The sequence below is a fragment of the Larsenimonas salina genome (genome assembly GCF_023736155.1).
GTDB classification, from domain to species: Bacteria; Pseudomonadota; Gammaproteobacteria; order Pseudomonadales; family Halomonadaceae; genus Larsenimonas; species Larsenimonas salina.
The window spans coordinates 167,155-188,206 of sequence record NZ_JAMLJJ010000003.1 but is presented as its reverse complement, the minus strand read 5'-3'; the positions used below and the strand labels follow the sequence as shown (position 1 = coordinate 188,206).

General features: G+C 62.3%; 22 protein-coding genes. 7 read left to right on the top strand and 15 right to left on the bottom strand.

Going from position 1 to position 21,052, the window contains the following annotated elements; translation table 11 throughout:
- Positions 1-102: 102 nt before the first annotated feature.
- The gene (locus tag NAT23_RS07960; protein ID WP_251927132.1) at positions 103-1,500 is read left to right on the top strand and encodes an NAD(P)/FAD-dependent oxidoreductase; all 1,398 of its coding nucleotides are present in this window, start codon (positions 103-105) and stop codon (positions 1,498-1,500) included.
- Positions 1,501-1,608: 108 nt separating this feature from the next.
- On the opposite strand, the gene NAT23_RS07955 is transcribed toward NAT23_RS07960, so the two are convergent.
- From NAT23_RS07955 to NAT23_RS07930, 6 genes are all read right to left on the bottom strand, one after another.
- Positions 1,609-2,364: an ABC transporter ATP-binding protein gene (locus NAT23_RS07955; protein ID WP_251593234.1), complete on the bottom strand. Its 756-nt coding sequence runs from the start codon at positions 2,362-2,364 to the stop codon at positions 1,609-1,611.
- Positions 2,358-3,440, bottom strand: coding sequence for a FecCD family ABC transporter permease (locus NAT23_RS07950; protein ID WP_251927130.1), 1,083 nt, complete (start codon positions 3,438-3,440; stop codon positions 2,358-2,360). Before NAT23_RS07950 ends, NAT23_RS07955 begins: the two co-directional genes overlap by 7 nt.
- The gene (locus NAT23_RS07945; RefSeq protein WP_251927128.1) at positions 3,437-4,567 is read right to left on the bottom strand and encodes an ABC transporter substrate-binding protein; all 1,131 of its coding nucleotides are present in this window, start codon (positions 4,565-4,567) and stop codon (positions 3,437-3,439) included. The genes NAT23_RS07950 and NAT23_RS07945 overlap by 4 nt, the downstream gene beginning before the upstream one ends.
- A 236-nt stretch (positions 4,568-4,803) precedes the next feature.
- Positions 4,804-5,451 carry a tellurite resistance TerB family protein gene (locus tag NAT23_RS07940; RefSeq protein WP_251927126.1) on the bottom strand — a complete coding sequence of 216 codons (648 nt, stop codon included), beginning with the start codon at positions 5,449-5,451 and terminating at the stop codon, positions 4,804-4,806.
- An 89-nt stretch (positions 5,452-5,540) separates the two neighbouring features.
- A complete protein-coding gene (locus tag NAT23_RS07935) occupies positions 5,541-6,896 on the bottom strand; it encodes an MFS transporter (RefSeq protein ID WP_251927124.1) in 1,356 nt (451 codons plus the stop codon).
- Positions 6,897-7,042: 146 nt separating this feature from the next.
- Entirely contained in the window at positions 7,043-8,026 is a 984-nt protein-coding gene (locus tag NAT23_RS07930; protein ID WP_251927122.1) for an aldo/keto reductase, read from the bottom strand.
- Between the two features lie 111 nt (positions 8,027-8,137).
- Here NAT23_RS07930 and NAT23_RS07925 point away from each other — a divergent pair, with 111 nt between their 5' ends.
- Positions 8,138-9,061, top strand: a complete 924-nt coding sequence (locus NAT23_RS07925) for a LysR family transcriptional regulator (protein WP_251927120.1) — start codon at positions 8,138-8,140, stop codon at positions 9,059-9,061.
- A gap of 24 nt (positions 9,062-9,085) precedes the next feature.
- On the opposite strand, the gene NAT23_RS07920 is transcribed toward NAT23_RS07925, so the two are convergent.
- On the bottom strand, positions 9,086-9,850 hold the full coding sequence (locus tag NAT23_RS07920) for a TraX family protein (protein WP_251927118.1): 765 nt from the start codon (positions 9,848-9,850) through the stop codon (positions 9,086-9,088).
- A gap of 278 nt (positions 9,851-10,128) precedes the next feature.
- The gene (locus tag NAT23_RS07915; RefSeq protein ID WP_251593221.1) at positions 10,129-10,287 is read right to left on the bottom strand and encodes a hypothetical protein; all 159 of its coding nucleotides are present in this window, start codon (positions 10,285-10,287) and stop codon (positions 10,129-10,131) included.
- Positions 10,288-10,606: 319 nt separating this feature from the next.
- Here NAT23_RS07915 and NAT23_RS07910 point away from each other — a divergent pair, with 319 nt between their 5' ends.
- A complete protein-coding gene (locus NAT23_RS07910; RefSeq protein ID WP_251927115.1) occupies positions 10,607-11,125 on the top strand; it encodes a cupin in 519 nt (172 codons plus the stop codon).
- Between the two features lie 109 nt (positions 11,126-11,234).
- Here the strand turns inward: NAT23_RS07910 and NAT23_RS07905 are convergent, their stop codons facing one another.
- From NAT23_RS07905 to NAT23_RS07895, 3 genes are all read right to left on the bottom strand, one after another.
- On the bottom strand, positions 11,235-12,182 hold the full coding sequence (locus NAT23_RS07905) for a DUF3618 domain-containing protein (protein ID WP_251927112.1): 948 nt from the start codon (positions 12,180-12,182) through the stop codon (positions 11,235-11,237).
- Positions 12,179-12,664: a phage holin family protein gene (locus NAT23_RS07900; RefSeq protein WP_251927109.1), complete on the bottom strand. Its 486-nt coding sequence runs from the start codon at positions 12,662-12,664 to the stop codon at positions 12,179-12,181. The genes NAT23_RS07905 and NAT23_RS07900 overlap by 4 nt, the downstream gene beginning before the upstream one ends.
- 69 nt (positions 12,665-12,733) lie before the next feature.
- A complete protein-coding gene (locus tag NAT23_RS07895) occupies positions 12,734-13,177 on the bottom strand; it encodes a hypothetical protein (protein WP_251927106.1) in 444 nt (147 codons plus the stop codon).
- 296 nt (positions 13,178-13,473) lie between these two features.
- Between NAT23_RS07895 and NAT23_RS07890 the strand changes: the two genes are divergently transcribed.
- Entirely contained in the window at positions 13,474-15,084 is a 1,611-nt protein-coding gene (locus NAT23_RS07890; RefSeq protein WP_251927103.1) for an inorganic phosphate transporter, read from the top strand.
- A gap of 65 nt (positions 15,085-15,149) precedes the next feature.
- Here NAT23_RS07890 and NAT23_RS07885 read toward each other — a convergent pair whose 3' ends face one another.
- Entirely contained in the window at positions 15,150-15,518 is a 369-nt protein-coding gene (locus tag NAT23_RS07885; RefSeq protein WP_251927100.1) for a hypothetical protein, read from the bottom strand.
- A 312-nt stretch (positions 15,519-15,830) separates the two neighbouring features.
- Between NAT23_RS07885 and NAT23_RS07880 the strand changes: the two genes are divergently transcribed.
- The 3 genes from NAT23_RS07880 to NAT23_RS07870 all read left to right on the top strand — a co-directional run bounded on the left by NAT23_RS07880 (position 15,831) and on the right by NAT23_RS07870 (position 18,045).
- Complete coding sequence (locus NAT23_RS07880; protein ID WP_251927097.1) at positions 15,831-16,283, top strand: nucleotide triphosphate diphosphatase NUDT15; 453 nt, start codon at positions 15,831-15,833, stop codon at positions 16,281-16,283.
- A 36-nt stretch (positions 16,284-16,319) separates the two neighbouring features.
- On the top strand, positions 16,320-17,282 hold the full coding sequence (locus NAT23_RS07875) for a threo-3-hydroxy-L-aspartate ammonia-lyase (protein ID WP_251927095.1): 963 nt from the start codon (positions 16,320-16,322) through the stop codon (positions 17,280-17,282).
- Between the two features lie 79 nt (positions 17,283-17,361).
- Positions 17,362-18,045: a glutathione S-transferase family protein gene (locus NAT23_RS07870; protein ID WP_251927092.1), complete on the top strand. Its 684-nt coding sequence runs from the start codon at positions 17,362-17,364 to the stop codon at positions 18,043-18,045.
- A gap of 33 nt (positions 18,046-18,078) precedes the next feature.
- Here the strand turns inward: NAT23_RS07870 and NAT23_RS07865 are convergent, their stop codons facing one another.
- The 3 genes from NAT23_RS07865 to NAT23_RS07855 all read right to left on the bottom strand — a co-directional run bounded on the left by NAT23_RS07865 (position 18,079) and on the right by NAT23_RS07855 (position 21,047).
- Complete coding sequence (locus NAT23_RS07865; protein WP_251927091.1) at positions 18,079-19,218, bottom strand: MFS transporter; 1,140 nt, start codon at positions 19,216-19,218, stop codon at positions 18,079-18,081.
- Complete coding sequence (locus tag NAT23_RS07860; RefSeq protein ID WP_251927089.1) at positions 19,215-19,526, bottom strand: ArsR/SmtB family transcription factor; 312 nt, start codon at positions 19,524-19,526, stop codon at positions 19,215-19,217. Before NAT23_RS07860 ends, NAT23_RS07865 begins: the two co-directional genes overlap by 4 nt.
- Before the next feature lie 147 nt (positions 19,527-19,673).
- A complete protein-coding gene (locus tag NAT23_RS07855; protein ID WP_251927087.1) occupies positions 19,674-21,047 on the bottom strand; it encodes an NAD-dependent succinate-semialdehyde dehydrogenase in 1,374 nt (457 codons plus the stop codon).
- Positions 21,048-21,052: the final 5 nt, after the last annotated feature.

Here is a 21,052-nt window from a genome sequence, read left to right as displayed (position 1 = left end):
CTTGATGCCCGCCTCAGATGACGGCTTCCTGTATACGTTCTTCCGCCACTGAGGAAGGGCGTTGCTGTAAGCTATAAAGGTTCACCCGCTGGAGTCGTTTCGATGTCCCACCCCTGTTACTGGCACGACAGCCTGCCTGCGCCGCCGGTGCGTTACCCGAGCCTGTCGAGCGATCTTGACGCTGATGTGGCGATTGTTGGCGCCGGCTTCACCGGGCTCTGGTCGGCGTACTACCTCAACCAGCTCGCGCCGTCGCTCAAGATCGTGGTGCTCGAGGCCGAGCGGCTCGGGTTCGGCGCGTCCGGGCGCAACGGCGGGTGGCTTTTAGGCAGCATGGCGGGGCTCGACCGCTACATCGATCATTGGCCCGAGCATCAGCGCCGAGGGGTGTGCGATCTGCTGTGCCACAACGTCGATGACATCGGCTCGGTGCTGGCCCGCGAGGGGATCGACGCCGACTACCACAAGGGCGGGGCGGTATACGTGGCGGCGCGTTACAAGGCGCAGGAGCGGGTGCAGCGGGAGTACCTCGAGCACCTTCATCACATCGGCTTTCGTGAGGCGGACTGCAAGTGGCTCTCGCCCGAGGCAATGGACCGCATCGCTCGCTTTCGCGACCAGCGCGGCGGCATTCTCCAACGTCAGGTGGCGACCTTTCATCCGATGAAGCTGCTGCAGGGGCTGGCCGCACGGCTTGCCGAGCGCGGGATCGAGATCGTCGAGCAAAGCCCGGTGGAGGCGATCGAGCCCGGCATCGTTCGAACGGCCATGGGCCGCGTCCGCGCGCGCCACATCATCGCCGCTACCGAGGGCTATACCCGCCACCTTGGCCTCAAGCGTCGCATTCTGCCGATCGAGAGCATGCTGATCGCCACCGAGCCGCTCGATGAGGCGCAGTGGGGGGAGATCGGCCTCAACGCGCGCCACGCCTTCGGCGATGCCAGTCGACTGGTGACCTACGGCCAGCGAAGCCGTGACAATCGGCTCATCTTCGGCGCCCAGGGCTATTACCACTTCGGCGGGCCGCCCCGTCAGTCGTTCGAGATTACCGACCGCCACATGAGAATGCGACAGGGGCTTTTGAAGGCGCTGTTTCCGGGGCTTGGCGATGTGCGCGTGACCCACGGCTGGGGCGGTACGCTCGGGCTTTCGCGTCATTTTCGCCCGCACGTGATTCGAGACGCCGCAACCGGCATTGCCACCGCCGGCGGTTACGCCGGTGAAGGCGCGGCGATGGCGCACATCATGGGTCAGACACTTGCCGAGCTGATCACCGAGCAGGGCAGCAAACGCACCGCCATGCCGTGGGTACACGCCAATGCTCGCCACGAAGACATTTTGAAGCGCTGGGAGATAGAGCCATTTCGGTGGCTGTCGGCGCAGGCCGTGGCGGCAAGCTACGGGCTCGAGGAGTCTCTGATGCAGCGCGATATGAACGTGCCGGGGCTGAGCCCGGCGCTCAACGCGGTCAACAACGCCGTCTCACGGATGGTGGAGTAGGGCGCGGGGCTTGCAAGGCCGAGCGGGAGATTGCTCGGCCATGAGGGGGTGGTGCGTGTCCTGGTAGGTCGTGTCGTTAGTAGGTCGGGGCGCTAGTAGGTCGTGTCATTAGTAGATCGGGGCGTTCAGAACGACCTGAGGCCGGTTGAGCGAGTTGAGCTCGACGTGGCCATCGACCCGATAAACCTCTCGGAGCAGGTGCTGATCGATGGTGTCGTTGCAGCTGCCGAAGCGGTGCATGCGCCCGTTGGCGATCACCAAGGCGTGGTCGCAGTAACCGAGCGCGTGGTTGAGATCGTGCAGTGCGATCATCACGATCATCTGACGCTCGTCGGCCAGCGAGCGCACCAGCCCCAGCACTTCCATCTGACGATGCAGGTCGAGCGCCGAGGTCGGCTCATCCATCAATAGAATGTGCGGGCGACGAATCAGGCTCTGGGCAATGCCCACGAGCTGACGCTGGCCGCCACTGAGTTCACTTAGATAGCGCGAGGCCAGCTCGGTAATGCGAAGCGCGGCCAAAAGCGAATCGATGTCTCTGAGTTCCTCTTCCGAGACCTTGAGCGAGCGCCCCTGCTTTGCGGCGAGCACCACCGATTCGAACACGGTCAGCACGGCGGTGGCGTTGGTGTCCTGCGGCAGGTAGGCCAGTGCCTGTTCGCCGCTCGGTACGCCCTCGATGTGCACCTCACCCGGGCCTGAGGCCATGCCGGCGATTCGGCGAAACAGGCTCGACTTGCCGGCGGCGTTGGGGCCGATTACGGCGGTCATGGTGCCGGCGGTAATGGTCGGCGTGGTGACGTCGGCCAGTACCTGTTTGCGGCCGTAGCGCGTACCCACCCCCTCGAGCGTGAGGCTTACCATGAGTTACGTCTCCGGCTTGAAAAGATCAGTGAGAAGAAAAACGGTACGCCGACCAGCGCGGTCGCGACCCCGATCGGCAGGATGGCGCCGGGGATCAGGAGCTTGCTGAGCACCGAAGTGGCCGAGAGCAACAGCGCCCCGCACAGAATCGATGCCGGCATGAAAAAGCGTTGATCTTCCCCGACCAGCATGCGGGCAATATGAGGTCCGACGAGCCCGATAAACCCGATGCTGCCGACGAACGACACCGGAATGGCGGCAAGCAGACTGACCAGAATCAGAGTGGTCAGGCGCAGGCGTTTCACGTTGACGCCAAGGCTTTCGGCCTTGGCGTCACCCAGGCGCAGGGCGGTCAGCGACCAGGCCTGTCGAATGAACAGGGGCACGGTCGCGGCCAGCACGGCCGCCGTGACCGCCACCTTGGTCCAGGTCGCCTTGACCAGGCTCCCCATGGTCCAGAACACCACCGCCGACAGCGCCTGCTCGCTTGCCAGATACTGGAGCAGCGCCTGAAGGGCGTTGAAGGTGAACACCAGCGCGATGCCGAGCAGCACGATGGTTTCGACCGTCACGCCGCGCATGCGGCTGAAGAAATAGATCACGCCGGCGGCAAGCATCGCCATCACGAACGCATTGAGCGGAATCACAAACGCGGACACGAACGGCACCAGCGCCACGCCGAACACCAGCGCAAGCGCAGCGCCAAAGCCGGCCGCCGCCGAAATGCCGAGGGTGAAGGGGCTTGCCAGCGGGTTGGCCAGAATCGTTTGCATCTGGGCGCCCGCAACCGACAGCGACGCCCCGACGGTCAAGGCCATCAGTGCCACCGGCATGCGAATCTCCCAAAGGATCACACGCATCTTGGTGTCTGCGTTCTCCGGGGAGAACAGCGTGGCAATGACATCGGTCACCGGGTAGTTATAGGGCCCGGTGGCCAGGTCGACGGCGAACGAAATCAGAACGGCCACGGCAAGCCCGACCAGAATCAGCACGCGCCGGCCGACGCTTGCGCGGTAATCCTGGCTGGCTGACGCGATGGGGGAGACGTCCTTCACAGCGACCCCTTCAGCACTCATTGGGTTTCGTTGTCCGTGGTGGACAGGAAGTAGCCCGGCGCGTAGTCGATCGGCAGGAAGCGCTCGTGCAGCTCACGCATGGTGGCACTGGGGTCGATGTCCTTGAACAGTTCCGGATGAATCCACTTGGCGATCTGCTCGATGGCCGCGAACTGATAGGGGCTGTTGTAGAACTGGTGCCAGATGGCGTGCGTATGGCCTTCCGTCACGGCGTCGGCCTGGGCAAGCGCCGGGCGCTTCAGCAGGCTTTCAAGACGGCTCAGCGCTTCGGTCTGGTCGCTGTTGGGGCCCATGGGGATCCACTGGCCGCCCGGCATGTAACCGCTCCACTCACCGCCGGTCGCGATGTACTGCGACGGGTTGGAGGCGATGATCTGTTCGGGGTTCAGCGTGCCGAAGGTGCCCGGAATGATGTCCCCTGCGATGTTGTGGCCGCCGGCAAGCTCGACCATTTCACCGAAGTTGGCGTTGCCGAAGGACATGCAGCACTCTTCGGTGTAGCCGGCCGCGCGCTCGATGAAGACGTCAGGGCGCTTGGGCGAGGCGTCCTCGATGCGCTGCGTCACGGTGTCCAGGTGCTTCTGGCGGAAGTCGAGAAACGCCTGGGCGTTTTTCTGCTCGCCGGTAAGCTCGCCCAAAATCTTCATGCTGGGTTCGGTGTTGACCATCGGATGAGCGCGAAAGTCGACGTAGACGACCGGAATGCCGACCGCGGCAAGTTTCTTGTCAAGGCCCGAGTCCTCGGTGGCCTGTTGGGCCTCGATGTTCATCACGACCACGTCGGGGTCGAGAGTGACGGCCTGCTCGATGTCGAAGGTGCCTTCCTTGAAGCCGCCGAAGGTCGGGATCTTGGTGATGTCGGGGTAGCGTTTCTTGTAGAGCGCCCAGGAGCCCGGGTCGGCCTTTTCAAGGTCGTCGCGCCAGCCCACCACACGCTTGAACGGGTTGTCCTGGTCAAGCATCGCAAGGGCGTAGGTCATGCGACCTTCGCCCAGAATCAGACGCTCGACAGGGGCATTGACGGTAACGTCACGACCTGCGACATCGTGAATAACGACTTTTTCACCGGCAAACGCGCTTGTTGCGCTTACCCACACCAGCAGTGCCGTGACAATTCGACGAACCATGAAACCCGCTTCCTAAATAGTGGTATTGAAAAAGGCCTGTTTTTGGACAGGTTATTATTTGCGACATTGTTTCACTTGTAAATCCGTCTTTTTTATATCGTTGGCGTATAATTTACCGGGAAAATGCGGCCATATGAGTCGATAACGCTCGAAGTATTGAAGGGTTCATTTGGCGTGATCTTGGACAACAACGCCGCCCAAGCGGCGGCGTCGAAGTGTTCGGTCGGGTGGGGCGATCAGTCGGCACGCGCCTCGCGTTCGAGCGTCTGGCATACCGCCTCATCGAGCGACAGCGCTGTGCGTAGCTGATCGAGCCAGGCCCGCTCCATGGCATTTTGTTCATCGACGATGGCAACGCTTGCCAGATAGACCTCGCGGGCGGCCTGGGGGGAGTCGACATCCTGCGCCAGCGCATCGGCATCGAGGGGGGCCGACATCTGCTGTTCAACCCAGGCGTGCAGCTCATCGTCGGCGCCGAGGGCATCGATCTGCTCGGTCAGGGCGGCGCGCTCCTCGGCGTCGATATGACCATCGGCGCGGGCCGCCGCGATCATCGCTTTCAGGATCACCCGACTCCGGCGCTCCTGCTCGGTCTCAGAAAGTTGCTCGAGCGGTTGTCCTTCGCGTTCGGTACTGGCTGTATCGCCTGAGCTCTGGTGTGCCTGCCACGCCTTCCAGGCCAGTGCCCCAAGCCCCGCAAGCGCGCCGTACTTGAGGCCCTTGCCCGCCATGCTGCGCCCGCGCTTGCTGCCGACCAGCATGCCAAGCGCACCGCTTCCCACCAGTGACGAGACATCAAACCCGCTCTTCTTGACGGCGCTTGAGGAGGCCGTGTGCTTGGTGGCCTGTTTCATCAACTGCGAAAGAATTTTCTGTGCGTTCATAAGGGCTCCTGACGATTGAGCGAGGGTATGCATCCACCATAGATCATGGGGCGGCGTCCACATTGGCTGGGGCTTAAGTCACGTCGGGTTTAAGTCATGCCGGACCCGTGCCCATGCGTGCTCACCCCAGAGGACGCGGAGGGGGTGGCGTCCGGCGTCTCGGTGTCCATTGGCGCGTCGTCGGCGTGGGCCGCTTCAGCGTGCTCGGCGGCCCAGGCGCCGGCCGCTTCGACCGCAACCGGCGAGGCGGTTGGCACCACGCCGATGTAGCTTTCGCCCTCGCCCGGATGGTGATGCGCTGCCTCGGATGCGCGAACGAACAGCATCGCGTACAGGGCGTAGGCGGCGATGGCGAGAAACGTCACGCCGAGCACTGGCCAGAACGCGAACGGGCCGAACGATTCCATCGCCCAGCCGGTGACCAGCGGCCCTGCAATGGCGCCGAGTCCAAAGGTGAACACCAGCCCGCCGGAGGCCGCCGGCATGTCTTCAGGGGCCAGCGAATCGTTGGTGTAGGCCAGAAAGAGCGCGTACAGCGGTGTGGTCACGCCGCCTGCCAAAAAGGCCGCGCCCATCAAAAACCAGAGCGCGCCGCCGACGAACCAGGCAAGGGTGCAGGCAAGCGCCCCCAGGCACGCCGCGCCAAAGATCAGCGTACGGCGATCCATACGGTCGGACATCCAGCCGATCGGGTATTGAAGCACCAGGGCGCCGGCAAACAGCATGGCGACAAACAGCGCGATTTGCGCGGCGCTCAGGCCGACCTGGGTGCCGAAGACCGCACCCATGCCGGCCTGGGTCGCGTAGATGCTGCCCAGGAGGAAAATGCCGAGCGTGCCGAGCGGAGAGCCGGCAAAAAGCATTTTGAGTGACATGGGGGGCGCGACGTTGGCAACCGGTACGGGTGAGACGGACAAAAGAATCGGCGCAAACGAGATCGACACCAGAATCGAGGCGCCGATGAACAGGGCCGAGGTGGCAGCATCACCAAGCGATAAAAGCCCCTGCGCGCCGATGATGCCGAGCGTCTGGGCGATCATGTAAGCCGAGAGGATTTTGCCGCGGGTCTCGTTGGTGGCGGCGTCGTTCAGCCAGCTTTCGGCCACCACATAGATGCCGGACATGCAGAAGCCGAGCAGCACGCGCAGTAACGTCCAGGCCCAGGGGTCAGCCAGCAGCGGAAAGGAGATCAATCCGGCCGATACGAAGCTTCCAAGTGCTGCAAACACCCGCACGTGACCGACTCGTCGAATCAGCAGGGGCGTGAAGCGGGCACCGGACAGAAACCCCGCGAAATAACCCGAGGTCACCACCGCAAGCTCTGTCGAGGAGAAACCCTCAATGCCACCGCGCAGGCCGATCAGCGTGAAATGCATGCCGTTGCCGAGCATGATGAGTACGATCCCGAGCAGCAGTGCCCAGACCTGAGTCAACGTCTTGATCATTGAATGTCCTTTTGGCGGTGGCGCTTAAGCATTTACAGATTTTCTGAATCTGACGCAAATGAACGATCCACTCAATGGTCTTGCGCCGGGGTGCCCCCAAAGGATGCGTCGATACACGCGCTGTTGGCCCCAGACGAGCCCGCGCGTCAGGCGTTGACGCCTTTCATGCCTTCCTCCGTGTAGCGTGCCCCGTCGATTCGACACTCGCCCAGCGCGTATTCGAGGGCATCGCGCTCTGCGTGAGTGAGGTGTATGTCGGTCGCGGCGGCGTTGTCATCGAGATAGCGGGTCTGTCGCGTGCCTGGAATCGGTACGATGTCCGGCCCCTGAGCCAGAAGCCAGGCGAGCGCGAGCTGTGCGGGCGTGCAGCTCTTGCGGCGGGCGTGCTCGATCACGACCTCGGCCAAACGGCGGTTGGTCTCGAGCGCCTGTTCCGAAAAGCGCGGTAGATTCGCCCTGAAATCATCGGCGTCGAAGGCGTCGCGGCGTTGAAAACGCCCGGTCAGAAAGCCGCGCCCAAGCGGTGAATACGGCACGAACCCGACCCCGAGCGCCCGGCAGGTCGGCAGAATGTCGGCCTCGACCTCGCGGCTCCAGAGCGAGTATTCGGTCTGTACCGCCGTGACCGGGTGAACCGCGTGAGCGCGACGAAGGGTCTCGGCGCTGACTTCGCACAACCCGATGCGGGCGATCTTGCCCTCTGCCACCAGCCCGGCCAGTGCCTCCATGGTGGTTTCGATCGGGGTATCGGGCGCAACGCGGTGCACGTAGTAAAGATCGATCTGCTCGATGCCAAGCCGCTTGAGCGAGTCTTCACACGCGGTGCGGAGATAGGCGGGGCTGTTGTTCAGGCGCCGCGCGTACTCGCCCGGATTGCGCACGATGCCGAACTTGGTCGCGACCTTGACCCTTCCTGAGTGAGCGCGCAGAAACTGCCCGATCAGACGCTCGTTATGATGCGGGCCGTACATGTCGGCGGTGTCGAAAAAGTCGATGCCCTGCTCGATGGCGCGGGCCAGCACCCGCCGCGATTCGTTATCATCGCGTGCGCCGTAGAATTCGCTCATCCCCATGCAGCCAAGGCCGATGGCCGAGACCGTGAAGCCCTTTCCCAATGTGCGCGTATGCATGTCGTGTCTCCGTGATGGTCGGTACGCGGCGTAAGGTGACATACTCGGGTATATAAAAAACTGGAGAAAACTCGAATCATGCTTTCCGAAAACGGAAAACGTTCATCGTCTATGGGGAGCCCGCCGGCGCTGGTCTGGGACGATGTGCGCGTCTTTTTAATGATCGCGCGGCAAGGCACGCTAAGTGCGGCGGCTAACGCCATGGGACTTGGGGTAGCAACACTCACGCGCCGGCTCGACCGGCTTGAGGCAGCGCTTGGAGTGGCGCTGTTTTTGCGTCAGCAGAGTGGGTATACGCTCGCGGCCGAAGGGCACGCGCTTCTGGCGCGGGCTGAGACCATGGAAGACGCCGCCCTGTCGTTTGACGCGTTTCGCGATACCAACGCGCCGCTGTCAGGCGTGGTGCGCGTGGCCACGGCCGAGAACATCGCGCATGAGTGCATTCTGCCGCACCTGCCTGCCTTTCATGCGCGTTACCCGAACCTGTGCGTCGAGCTGCTCACGGACGTGTCGTCGGTGAGTGTGCACCGTCACGAGGCGGATCTGGCCATTCGCATGGTGCGACCGGCGCGGGGCAACGTGCGCTTCAGACGGCTCGCAACGCTTGGGTACGGGCTTTATGCCAGCGCCGAGTACGTTGCCCGGCATTCGATCGATCTACGCGGTGCAACGACCGATGCGCTGTCGAGCGGGGTGCTCGGATGCATCGGATGGTCGGCGGCCTACGCGCACCTGCCCGCGGCGCAGTGGATGGAGCGGGCGCTTGGGGGGCAAGCGCCGGTGCTTATGACGACCTCGGTCGCAACACAGATCACCGCCGCCAGAGCGCATCTGGGGTGTGTGGTTGTGCCCCATTTTCTGGCGCGTGACGCTGGGCTTGTGGGGGTGATGCGTGAGCTTGGCATCGATCAGTCGATCTACCTGGTCATTCAGTCAGATCTGGCCCAGTCACCGCGCACACGGGTGCTGGCGGATTTTCTGGGCGAGTGTGTGACCGCGCATGACGCCCGGCTGAGCGGGGCGGCGTTTTTCTGAACCGCGCCCGCAGGGAGCGCTCGTCTAGGTGAGCGCCTCGAGTAAAAGCACAAGGCCAAAAAGCACCCACAGGTGCGCCGGGTAGAAGCTTCGCCACAGCCAGGGCGGCAGACGGGCCCAGCGGGCAAGCACCGGTACACCGTGCCCTGCGCGGGCGGCCACGATCAGAAGCGCCAGTGTGGCGAGCATCGCCGAGGCCGTGCTGAGTGGCGCCTCATTGAGCCGCATCGTAAGCCACACGGCAGCAAGGCCCATTAAAAGGCCTTCGAGCCGGCGGGCCTGGGCCAAAAACGAGTACGCGCCCATGAGGGCGGGAATGAGCAGAACCCCATCAAGGCCGTATTCGATGTGCGCGTCGAGCGCATAGCCAAGTGTCAGGCCGATGAGCCCAAGCGTTGCGGCGAGCGTCCGAGCGCGCAGGTTAAGGTCTGGCGTTACGAGCTGCTTCCCGGCCCAGCCGACCATCAGCCCGAGCGTAAGCGTTGTGCACACGTTGAGGCGCACGATGCCGCCGGTATCGATCAGGAGCATGAACGGCACCTGCGCGAGCAGCGCCAGACACAGAAGGCGCGCCATGTAGCGCAGCGGACGTGTGGTATCGAACAGGGCGTGCCAGGCGATCATGCCGGCAAACAGGGGAAAGGCGAGCCGACCGAGTGTCTCCATCAGCCAGAGCGCGGCGTCATGGCCTGAGGGGGCCAGGATGAAGCGCGCGAGGTGATCGAGCGTCATCGTAAGCAGGGCGAGCCACTTGGCCCAGTCCGTCCAGTGCGAGGCAGGGGCGATCATTCATGCTCCGGGTAAGGTCGTGGCGGGTCATGAGGCGAACCGCGCCCGGAAACGGGAGCGTTTGGATATGCTGTCGTCAAGAACCGTCGTCAACAGTCGCCGTTAAGAGCCGTCGTCAAGAACAGGGGCGTAAGGGCCCGGGGTGGCGATGTTGAACGCGCGAATTGGCGCAGGCCGTGAGTTACGTCATTACAGGTGCCGGCTCAAGAGGCGGCGAGGGGCGGGAGGGTACTTCAGTGCAGCCACCGGGCTCCGGAAGAGCCCGGTAACACGGACAGTCAGCAGCTGAAGCTGGGCTCGTAAGAGACGCCTTGCTCGAAAAACTGATTGTGACCGGCGGACGGAATCTGATCATTGCTGAACGCACCTGCGTAAGCGCCGGCACTAACAACGACAGCAACTGCCAGAGTGATGGTGATTGTGAATGCGGATCTCATGAACGAACTCCCTCAAACATTATTTTGATCTGATCTAAAGCCGAAACGGCATAGATATTTTTATTCATATGTAAGTGATTGGCTGTGCCAGATGGCGCAGCGGTCATGTTTATGCGCCTAAAGTTGTATCGTCGAGTTCGGTGAGAACGCGAAGGTGTTCCTTCAGGATCAAAACGGGCCAATAGTCGCACAAGATAGGGCGTGTGGCATGCCTATTTTTCAAGGTTTCAGGGCCTTGATGCCTGTGGCGAGCATCGTTTGGGGCGCGCGCCCTGAAAGGACATTCAAATAGTGAGATACATGCAACGGAGACTGACCCATGCCTCCTTTCCCGGATACGTTTCTGCTCGATGAAGACCTGCGCCATGGCGTACCTAACTCATCCCTTCCGGTGCTTCACTATCGCCGGGCCTTTGACCCCGGAGTACCTTCGCTGGCTCCTCACATCGAGCGCTACTTCAAGGCCAACGGCTGGCTGCCGGCCTGGCGCTATGGGCTTTATCCGTTTGATCATTTTCATACCACGGCCCATGAGGCGCTCGGGGTGTATCAAGGCTGGGCGCTGGCCCGCCTTGGCGGCCCTGCCGGGCGCGAGGTAATGCTTGATACCGGCGATGTGCTGGTGCTTCCGGCGGGCGTCAGCCATGCCTGTGTCCGCTCAGGCGAGGCGTTTTCAATGGTGGGCGCCTATCCGCCGGGCCACGATTGGATGGTAGAACGCCCCGACCCGGCGGCGCTTTCCGAAGCGCTCGAGCGCAGAAGCGCTGTGGCCCTGCCGGAGTGCGCGCCGGTCGGTGGGGCGCTCTGTGATCTATGGGACATTACGACGCGTGGCTGATGCTTTGGTGGGTTGAAAACATCCGCGGCATTAAAAAAAACGCCGTCATGTATGACGGCGTTTCGTTTCACGTTCGGGGCGGTAAATGCGGTCTCCCCGAAAGGAAGCGTTAGTTGAACGAGCCGGTGCCCGACGGCGGGGTAGACCCGGGCGTCGAGGCAGACGAGGACGTTCGCTCGGCATCACGTGATGCCTGATCATGGCCGTCGTCACTGCTCGTATGTTCCTCGGCCTTGGCCTTTGCCTTGTCGCTTGCACGCTCAAGCTGCTCGGAGCCGGCCTCTGTGGCCTTGTCGACCACCTGGTCGCGCGCATCGCCCATCGCCTTCTGCTCGGTGCGAGTGCTCGGTATCAGGCTACCCAAAAGGGCACCGGCAGCAAGTCCGAGGGCGCCCGCGCAGACGGGGTTTTCCTCGGCGAGGTTACTCAGCCAGTTGCCAGTATCGCGCGCTTTGCTGGAGGCATTGTGAAGCTGCTCCCCGGCGCTGTCCTTCAGGCGGCCCATGTGGTCGCTCGCCCCGTGTCTTGCGTCATTTGCCTTGTCACCTGCACTGCCAAGGGCGCTGCTGGCGCGGTCACGAAGGCTTTGCCCATCCTGGTTGGAGTGTGGCTCGGCGGTGTCCGGGCCGAACGCGTAGGCACCCGGCGCGCCATCGCCGACGCGCTGGCTGGGCGCTGAATCGTACTCGTGCGTCTGGGGCGGTGTCGCGGCGGCGTTGTGGCGGGCCTGAGCCTGACGCTTGTCGTCGAAATGGTTGGGCACGCTGCCTGATTTCGAGCTGTTGCTCGAATAGATCAACCAGCCGATGCCGAGTCCGATCATGGCGGTAGGCACCGGGTTTTCCTTGATCGAACGGCTGAGGTTCGAAAAGTATTCCTTGGCCGAATCGCTTTTCACGTAGTCCATGGCGGTGTTCATCATGCTGTCTGATGAAAATCGGGCCTGGAAATCGCTCAGCGTTTCATCGAGGTGCGAACGTGTGCTTTTGATATCCGCTTCGATCTCTTCCGGAGACCGAGTGTCCTGCTGGTCGTTGGGCTGCTCGTTAGTGCTCATTGGGTGCGCTCCTTGCTTTGACCACGTCCTGTGTGTTCCTTGACCATCTCCTGGTCACGCTGAAGGTTATCGATCGTGCGATCGGGTGCCATGGCCTGCTTGCTCAGCGCCGTGCGCGCCTTCTTGAGCATGCTGGCCCCGATGATCACCACGACGCCTCCCACGATCAGTGCAGACAGCCACGGCGTCATTTCGGGGGGGAGCACACGGTTGAGACCGAAAACAGCGGCGGCCAGCAGGACCAGAAAACCGGCCTGAAGTACGGCACCGGCCACCACCATGGAGGCGATGGCGTTGCCGGCCTTTGAGACGTTTTGTCGAATCTCGGCCTTGCCCAGTGCGATTTCGTTGCTGACCAGTTTGGTCACATCGTTGAGCAAGGACGACAGCATGCCGACCATGCCCTGAGGCTCGTCGGTGCGGTTTGACGTCTGATCGGGTCGATCGGACGCCTGATTGGCGGTGGTTCTGTTATCACTCATGATCACACACTCCCTGTTGATCAAGTTGGTCAAAAAACGCCCATGGCCTGCCATGGCGCATGGGGCGTCTTAGTTCTGGTTGTTCGAGCTTTTCAGAAACCGCGACAGCAAAAAGCCGCCGGCGACCATGCCACCGATGAAAAGTGCCGGCTCGCGCTTGGAAAAGTCCTGAACCTGCCGGACCAGAGACTGGCTGTCCTTGTCGCGGAGGGTGTCGGCCAGCGAATCGGCGCGCGCGCTCAGACGGAAGGTGTAATCCGCCATCGTGATCTGGTTCTGTTCCTTGAACTGAGACCCCATGCTGCGCACGGCTTCGGAGAAATTGTCGATCTGATCGGCAACGTAGGCTTTCTGCTCATCGGCGCGTTTGTAGGCCTCATCGCGGGCCTGGCTTGCTGCGTCACGGGCCTTTTGTCGGGCCTGTTCGCGGTTGGCCTGCGCCTTGTCCTGCTCAGAACCTGAAATAACGTGGCCCTGTTGCTCGTCAGTGAACCGCTGATTGGTGTCGTCCATGATGTCTACCTTCCTGATAACATTATGAAATCGCCTGTTTAAGCCGTTTGAAACGAGCCCACCTAAGTGAGCGCATCCTTGGGGCTACTATTGAACCTAGTTCACGAATCCCAGCTGCACAGAAAAGATTTGTAGCGATCGTGCGGAGTTAATGTAGGTATTTGCGCCGAAGTTGCACTTTAGTGGAATCATCGTTTTGTCATCCCCCGCCCCTAGAATGCGCCCATCGACCGCCGCCAAGGCGCGTGGGCGTTACTCATGACTGATCCACATGACCGATCCAGGGAGGGGCATGAATGAGCGAGGAATCCACAAAGACGTCAGGGCGTGCCACGGCGCAGACACTCAGGCAGTCGCCCAGATTGAGCCTGTTCTTTCTTGGGCTGCTGCTCGCGTTTACCGGCTACTTCATGATGTGGGGCGCGGGCTACATTCAGGCCCACCACACCCTGCTTTTTATCGTGACGACGCTTTTTGGCGTGTTCATGGCGTTCAACATCGGTGGCAATGACGTCGCAAACTCGTTTGGTACCAGCGTCGGCGCCGGCACGCTCAGCGTGCATCAGGCACTGATCGTTGCGGCGATCTTCGAGGTCAGCGGCGCGGTAATCGCAGGCGGCGACGTGACCTCAACCATTCGCGGGGGCATCGTCGAGCTGGATGGGCTCTCGGTTACGCCGATGGAGTTCGTCTTCATCATGATGTCGGCGCTGATCGCCGCGGCGCTCTGGCTTCTGTTTGCCTCGCGCAAGGGGTATCCGGTCTCCACCACCCACTCCATCGTCGGCGCCATCATCGGTGGCTCGGTCACACTTGGGCTTGTTAAACACGGCGGCAGCTCGGCGCTTTCACTGGTGCAGTGGTCGGAGGTGGGGAAGATTGCCTTTTCCTGGGTGCTGTCGCCGGCGCTCGGTGGGGCGGTGGCGTATGGGCTTTTTTCACTGATCAAGCGCCATATTCTGGCCTACAACGACCAGGTCGAGGCGCGTCTCGATGAGATTCGCGAGGAAAAGCGCGCGCATAAGCAGCGCCATCGCGAGGCGTTCGAGCGGCTGAGCGAGCTGCAGCAGATGGCCTATACCCAAGCGCTTGCCCGCGACATGCAGGCAATCGGCGATCAGGACTTTCGCGCCGAAGACCTTGAGTCGGAGTACTACCGCACCCTCTACGCCATCGATCAAAAGCGTGATGACGTCGAGGCCCACCGGGCGCTTGAAACCTGGGTGCCGGCGATTGCCGCGCTTGGCTCGATCATTCTGACCGCCATGCTCTTGTTCAAGGGGTTCAAGAACCTCTCGCTCGGGCTTGATTCGCTCGGGAGCTATCTGATCATGGGCATGGTCGGGGCGGTGGTGTGGATGGCGAGCTTCATCTTTGCCAAGACCCTGAAGCGTGAGGCGCTCGGACGCTCGACCTTTTTGATGTTCAGCTGGATGCAGGTGTTCACCGCTGCAGGCTTTGCCTTCAGTCATGGCTCCAACGACATCGCCAACGCCATCGGCCCGTTTGCCGCCGTGCTTGATGTGCTGCGTACCGGGGCCATCGGCGAGGAGGCAAGCATCCCGCCGCTTGCGATGCTGACCTTTGGCGTGGCCCTGGTCGCCGGGCTCTGGTTCATCGGGCGGGAGGTGATCCAGACCGTTGGTCATAACCTGACCAAGATGCACCCGGCCTCGGGCTTTTCGGCAGAGCTTGCCGCGGCGACCGTGGTGATGCTGGCCACCACACTCGGGCTTCCGGTCTCAAGCACCCATATCCTGATTGGTGCGGTGCTCGGCATCGGGCTGGTCAATCGTCAGACCAACTGGGCGCTGATGCGCCCGATCGCGCTTGCCTGGATCATCACGCTCCCGGCGGCAGCGGTGCTGGCCGCCGTGGCGTTCATGGCGCTGAGTGCGGTCTTTTAAGATACTGCTCTGCCGGGCTTCCGGGCCGTAACGCCCGGAAGCCACCTCTGATGCGGTTTAATAAGTCAGCCGCCGAGGCCACCCTGTCCGCCATCGCCGCCATCGCCGCCATCGCCGCCATCGCCGCCATCGCCGCCATCGCCGCCATCGCCGCCATCGCCGCCGTTCCCACCCGGTCCGCCATTGCCACCATCGCCGCCGGCACCCCCGTTGCCGCCGCGTCCGCCCTTGGCCCCATCGGCGCCGTCCTTGCCGGCTCGCCCCGGTAGACCGTGACCGCCGTGGCCGCCGTCCGGGCAGGCGGCGGTGCCGTGCTTGCCATTCTGGCCCGGCTCACCATCGAGGTGATGGCACTCATTCGGTGCGGCGTTGGCGGTCGCTGCCGTGCTCGCCAAAAGGGCCAGGATCAAGATCGTATTCTTGCTCCGGTTCATGATGGCTCTCCTGAACGGGGGATTCATCGAGTGCCGTCGAAGGGTCGCGTGGGTACGCTTGGACGGCGCTTGTGTCCATTAATCGCTGTCCCCCAGTAAGCTTCCATAAGGTTTTCATTATTTTTTATTGACCAAACCCCGATCCGCGTAACCCGTGAAACTTAGAGCTTCTGACGTGAGCGGTGCCCAAGCTCAGTAATGACTTGTGTTTTTGTGTCATCCTCGGCCCGTGTGATCGCCTCGCCTCGACGCCCCGGCCGACGCCGATTAGTATCGGGGCCGTGCTTTTTTGAATCGCGGCCGGGAGAGTTCATGCCTTCAAAACCCACGTCACGTGTCGGGGTCGGTGTCATCGTTACACGCGACGACGGCAATATCCTTCTGGGCTATCGCGACAAGGCCGATGAGCCGCCCTGCTGGTGCCTGCCGGGCGGCCATGTCGACCCCGGCGAAGACTTCGAAACGGCGGCGCGTCGTGAGCTTCACGAGGAAACCGGCATATGGGCTGACGTTTCGGTTCGAATGCTTGCGCTCTTTCAGGACCTCGACTGTGAGATCACCTCGATCACCGCAGGCGCTGCGCTATCCCTGCCGGAACACGCCGCCGAGCCCCGGGTCACCGAGCCGCACGTGTTTACCTGCTGGCGGTGGTTTTCGCTGGACGCACTGCCCGAACCGCTCTTTCCAGCGGCGGCCGCAGTTCTTCGACACTATACCGGTAAGCCCCAGCCCGGGGGCTGGGTCGAGTACCCCATTACGTCCTGACCCGTTCGATTTGGCCCACAACCGGAGACTCCCTTCATGACCGATCTACCCACTTTCGACGATGTGGTGAGCGCATCGAAACGCATCCAAGGCCACGCTCATCGCACGCCGGTGATGACCTCTTCCACAGTCGATGAGGCGCTCGGCGCGCAGGTCTTTTTCAAGTGCGAGAACTTCCAGCGCATGGGCGCGTTCAAGTTTCGTGGCGCCTTCAATGCGTTGTCGAACTTCAGCCCCGAGCAGAAGCGCGCCGGCGTGGTGGCGTTTTCCTCCGGCAACCACGCCCAGGCGATTGCGCTGTCGGCGCGGATTCAGGGCATACCCGCCACCATCGTCATGCCCGAAGACGCGCCCCGAGCCAAGGTCGCGGCCACCAAGGGCTACGGTGGCAATGTGGTGACGTATAACCGCTACACCGAAGACCGCGAAGCCATCGGGCGCGAGCTTGCCGAGCGCCACGGCCTTACGCTAATCCCGCCCTATGATCACCCTGATGTGGTGGCCGGCCAGGGCACGGTCGCGAAGGAGCTGTTCGAGGAGGTAGGCCCGCTCGATGCGCTGTTTGTGTGCCTGGGCGGCGGTGGTCTGCTTGCAGGTTCGGCGCTTTCGGCGCGCGCGCTTTCACCGGAGTGCGCGGTCTACGGGGTCGAGCCCGAGGCCGGCAACGACGGCCAGCGCTCGTTTCGTGCAGGCGAGATCGTTCATATCGACACCCCCAGAACCATCGCCGACGGGGCCCAGACTCAGCATCTGGGGCAAATCACCTTCCCGATCATTCAGCGCAACGTCGATGACATCCTGACCGCCTCGGACGAGGAACTGATCGAATGCATGGCGTTTCTGGCCGAGCGCATGAAGCTGGTGGTTGAACCCACCGGCTGCCTTGGGTTTGCCGCCGCCCGGCAGATGAAGGACATGCTTGCCGGCAAGCGTGTGGGCGTCATCCTGAGCGGTGGCAACGTCGACATGGCACGCTTTGCCGAACTTTTGAGCGCCTGATGGCTTCAAAGTATATGAGGCCGTGTGCGAGCTTCTCGCGCCGAATTCGTGTTCCGTTTTAACCCCGTGAGGTGTCGCTGTGGCGTATCGGTTGTTCATTGCCAACAAGAACTATTCGTCCTGGTCCATGCGGCCGTGGGTGCTGATGAAGGCGCTCGACGCGCCGTTCGAGGAAACCGTGGTGCCGTTTGACGGTGAGGGCGTGCAAACGGCGTTCGAGGCGTTTTCGCCGACGGCCAAGGTGCCGTGCCTGCATGATGGCGATACGGCCATCTGGGATTCTCTGGCGATCATCGAGTACGTCGCCGAGGATCACCCCGCCGCCTGGCCCGGTGAACGCTGCGCCCGCGCCTGGGCACGCAGTGCAAGCGCTGAAATGCACTCGGGGTTCTCGGCGCTACGCCATGAATGCTCGATGAACTGCGCCCTCACCGTCGAGCTCGGGACGCTGTCTCATGCGTTGGAAAAGGACATCGAGCGGTTGGAGGCACTCTGGCGCGATGGGCTCGCGCGCTTCGGCGGGCCGTGGCTTGCCGGCGAGCGTTTTACGGCGGTCGATGCGATGTTTGCACCCGTTGCGGTCCGCGTTCGAGGCTATGGCCTCGCGCTGAGCGAGCCGGCCTCGATGTACGCACAGCGTTTGCTGACCCACCCGGCGGTGGCCGACTGGATCACCCAGGGCATTGCCGAACCGTGGGTCGATGAACCCCACGAAGCCGACTGCATTCGCCAGCGCACGGTTCTCAAGGATCGCCGGGCGTGAACGTTCGCGTGCTTGCAGCTATGCCCGGAAGTTTCAGGCTGCGTGCATACGCCTGGCCTTGACGAGATGAAGCGTCATTGCGATGGCAACGGCAATCAAAGCACCGTTCGGAAGCCATTCGGCCAGTAGATGACTGTGCAGTGCCAGCGCGCCGAGGGCCGCACCAAGACCGCTTCCGAGGTAATTGGCCGAGGAATTCCAGGCGATCGATGCCGTCGCCAGCTCGGAAGAGTACGACACCAGCGCGTGTTGCTGTGGTGCCATGCTGGCCCAGCCGCTGAGCCCCCAGATAAAACAGCCGATGCCCGCTGCGGTGGCCGGGGCATAGCCGACAAGTAGGAACCCACTTCCCAGAAGAATGAGCAAGACCGCCGTTGCCTTGACTGACGTGAGTCGACGGTCGATCAGACGGCCGATCGCAAGGGCGCCTGCCATCCCGCCAAGTCCCCACAGCCAAATGAAACCATCGGTCATGCCTGCCATCGAGCGCGCAGCAAGAAGCTCTGCGATATACGTGTAAAGGCCTAGCGAGGCAATACCGGTCCAGAGCGTAACGCCGAGCGTTCGGCGAATGAATGGTTCATTCAAGGCCTTGAGGCGCGCTTTCCAACCGATGAGGGATTGCGCTGGAAACTCAGCGGTGCGGCTCGATATATTCCCAGCGGCAAGCAGGCTTAGAAGCACGATGGCCCCAATTGTCCAGCGCCAGCCAAAATGGGCCTCGATCAAAAGGCCTGCCGGGACGCCGAGCGCGGTGCCGATGCTGAGCCCCGCAAGCACCAGTGACAGCGCCTGACCGCGCTGGTGCGGCTCGACCATCGAGGCCGCGCAGGAGGTCGCGATCGGTGCATAAAGGCCTGCGCCGACCCCTGCGATCAATCGAGCGATGAGCAGTATCGACACCGATGGCGCAAAGGCGGTGAGGGCATTGCCGAGCGTGAAGATACCAAGTCCCATCAATAGCGCCGTGCTGCTTGCAACGCGCGCAGAGAGTGAGGCCAGCACCGGGGCGCTGATGGCGTAGGCGCCGGTAAATAGGGCCACACCAATCCCGATTGTGGCTTGCGTCGTCCCGAGTTCCGTGGCCATGGCCGGCAGTAGTCCTGCCAGGACATAGGCGTCGAGCCCGAGCGCGAATCCACCGAGTACCAATGGCCAGAGTTTTTTAATCATGTATCTGGCACCTGTCTCAAGATGGTGTCCAACAGGCCCGGAAATTTCGTATCCAGAAGATCGCGGCGCAACGTGATCCAGCAGTTTCGGCCTTCCGGTCGCGTAGTGGTAATGCCGGCCTTTCGAAGCGTGCCTGTGTGATGGGTCAGGGTAGATTTGGGCATGTCAGGGGCCAGATCGATGCTGTTGACCGAGGCGCCGGTCGCGAGCAGGCGGACCATGGCGAGGCGGTTCGGGTCACTCAAGGCAAATAGCACCTTGGCAAGGCTTACGTCATCGGGCGTTGGGTGAGGGTAGACACGAGGCATGGCAGGCTCAATTGTTCGGTTTGTGTCGAACAATGATAGTTCGATTATTATCGAACATTCAAGCGCAGCGATCATTCCATAAAAAAACCGCCCCCATGAGGGCGGTTTTTTTATGCATGCCCCGGCGGGTGCCAGGGCAGGGGCGAGTTACTGCGCGATCATCAGGGACTTGATGTTGACGAATTCACGCATGCCGAAGCCGCCGTGCTCACGGCCATAGCCGCTGTCCTTCACGCCGCCGAACGGCAGGTTGGGCTGGGCGATGTAGTAGCCGTTGATGCTGACCATGCCGGTGTCGAAGTGGTCGCGGGCGAGTTTGACCGCACGCTCTTCGTCCTCAGAAAAGATGCCGCCGCCGAGGCCGTAGACGGAATCGTTGGCGATGCGCAGCGCGTCTTCTTCGTCGGTGGCGCGAATGAGTGCGGCGACCGGGCCGAACAGCTCGCCGTCATAGGCGGGCATGCCGGGCTTGACGTCTTCAAGCACCGTAGCCGGGTAGAAGAAGCCGTCGACGTCCGGCAGTTCACCGCCGACCGTGCAGGTGGCGCCGTTTTTGATCGAGTCCTGCACCTGCTGGTGAAGGGTGTCACGCAGGTCCTTGCGGGCGACCGGGCCGAGCTGGGTGTTCTCGTTCATCGGATCGCCGAACTCGGTCTGGCGCATCTTCTCGACGAAGGCGTCGCGGAACGTGTCATAGACCGAATCGACCACCACGAAGCGCTTGGCGGCGACGCAGGTCTGGCCGTTGTTGTAGACGCGGCCCATCACGCAGGCGTTGACGGCCTTGTCGATGTCGGCGTCTTCGAGCACCAGAAAGGCGTCGTTACTGCCAAGCTCCAGCACGCTCTTCTTGAGGTTCTCGCCGGCGGCTGCCGCGACCTTGCGGCCAGTGGCGGCGCTGCCGGTAAAGGTCACGCCGCGCACGTGTTTATGCTCGGTGACCTGGCTTGCCTGTTCGTCGGCAATGTAGAGCACATTGAAGACGTTCTCGGGCATGCCGGCTTCACGGAAGATCTCTTCGAGCGCCTCGGCGCAGCCCCAGACGTTCGGCGCGTGCTTGAGCAGCACCGTATTACCCGCCATCAGATTGGCGATGGTGTAGCGAATCACCTGATAGAACGGGAAGTTCCACGGCTGGATGCCGAAGATAACGCCCATCGGCTGATAGCTGACCAGCGCACGGCCGCCGTCGAGCTCGCGCTCTTCATCGGCAAGCACCTGATCGGCATTGTCGGCGCTGTAGTCGCAGATCGCCTTGCACAGGTCGATCTCGCCCGGGGCCTGACTGATCGGCTTGCCCATTTCTTCAGTCATGAGTTTGGCAAGGCGGTCCTTGTTGGCCGCAAGGCGTTCGCCGACCTTCTTGATCAGCTCGCCGCGTTCGCCGATGGAGCGAGCTTTCCAGTCGGAAAAGGCGGCGTGGGTCGCGTCGATTTTTTCCTGCAACGCCTGGTCAGAAATGGTTTCAAACGTTCTAATGTTCTGGCCGGTTGCCGGATTGATCGTCGTAATCGTGGTCATGTCAG

Bases quoted from the DNA above. Each gene is read 5' to 3' on its own strand.
- NAT23_RS07960 (WP_251927132.1), top strand. From the start codon at position 103: ATGTCCCACCCCTGTTACTGGCACGACAGCCTGCCTGCGCCGCCGGTG.
- NAT23_RS07955 (WP_251593234.1), bottom strand. From the start codon at position 2,364: ATGGTAAGCCTCACGCTCGAGGGGGTGGGTACGCGCTACGGCCGCAAA.
- NAT23_RS07950 (WP_251927130.1), bottom strand. From the start codon at position 3,440: ATGAGTGCTGAAGGGGTCGCTGTGAAGGACGTCTCCCCCATCGCGTCA.
- NAT23_RS07945 (WP_251927128.1), bottom strand. From the start codon at position 4,567: ATGGTTCGTCGAATTGTCACGGCACTGCTGGTGTGGGTAAGCGCAACA.
- NAT23_RS07940 (WP_251927126.1), bottom strand. From the start codon at position 5,451: ATGAACGCACAGAAAATTCTTTCGCAGTTGATGAAACAGGCCACCAAG.
- NAT23_RS07935 (WP_251927124.1), bottom strand. From the start codon at position 6,896: ATGATCAAGACGTTGACTCAGGTCTGGGCACTGCTGCTCGGGATCGTA.
- NAT23_RS07930 (WP_251927122.1), bottom strand. From the start codon at position 8,026: ATGCATACGCGCACATTGGGAAAGGGCTTCACGGTCTCGGCCATCGGC.
- NAT23_RS07925 (WP_251927120.1), top strand. From the start codon at position 8,138: ATGGGGAGCCCGCCGGCGCTGGTCTGGGACGATGTGCGCGTCTTTTTA.
- NAT23_RS07920 (WP_251927118.1), bottom strand. From the start codon at position 9,850: ATGATCGCCCCTGCCTCGCACTGGACGGACTGGGCCAAGTGGCTCGCC.
- NAT23_RS07915 (WP_251593221.1), bottom strand. From the start codon at position 10,287: ATGAGATCCGCATTCACAATCACCATCACTCTGGCAGTTGCTGTCGTT.
- NAT23_RS07910 (WP_251927115.1), top strand. From the start codon at position 10,607: ATGCCTCCTTTCCCGGATACGTTTCTGCTCGATGAAGACCTGCGCCAT.
- NAT23_RS07905 (WP_251927112.1), bottom strand. From the start codon at position 12,182: ATGAGCACTAACGAGCAGCCCAACGACCAGCAGGACACTCGGTCTCCG.
- NAT23_RS07900 (WP_251927109.1), bottom strand. From the start codon at position 12,664: ATGAGTGATAACAGAACCACCGCCAATCAGGCGTCCGATCGACCCGAT.
- NAT23_RS07895 (WP_251927106.1), bottom strand. From the start codon at position 13,177: ATGGACGACACCAATCAGCGGTTCACTGACGAGCAACAGGGCCACGTT.
- NAT23_RS07890 (WP_251927103.1), top strand. From the start codon at position 13,474: ATGAGCGAGGAATCCACAAAGACGTCAGGGCGTGCCACGGCGCAGACA.
- NAT23_RS07885 (WP_251927100.1), bottom strand. From the start codon at position 15,518: ATGAACCGGAGCAAGAATACGATCTTGATCCTGGCCCTTTTGGCGAGC.
- NAT23_RS07880 (WP_251927097.1), top strand. From the start codon at position 15,831: ATGCCTTCAAAACCCACGTCACGTGTCGGGGTCGGTGTCATCGTTACA.
- NAT23_RS07875 (WP_251927095.1), top strand. From the start codon at position 16,320: ATGACCGATCTACCCACTTTCGACGATGTGGTGAGCGCATCGAAACGC.
- NAT23_RS07865 (WP_251927091.1), bottom strand. From the start codon at position 19,218: ATGATTAAAAAACTCTGGCCATTGGTACTCGGTGGATTCGCGCTCGGG.
- NAT23_RS07860 (WP_251927089.1), bottom strand. From the start codon at position 19,526: ATGCCTCGTGTCTACCCTCACCCAACGCCCGATGACGTAAGCCTTGCC.
- NAT23_RS07855 (WP_251927087.1), bottom strand. From the start codon at position 21,047: ATGACCACGATTACGACGATCAATCCGGCAACCGGCCAGAACATTAGA.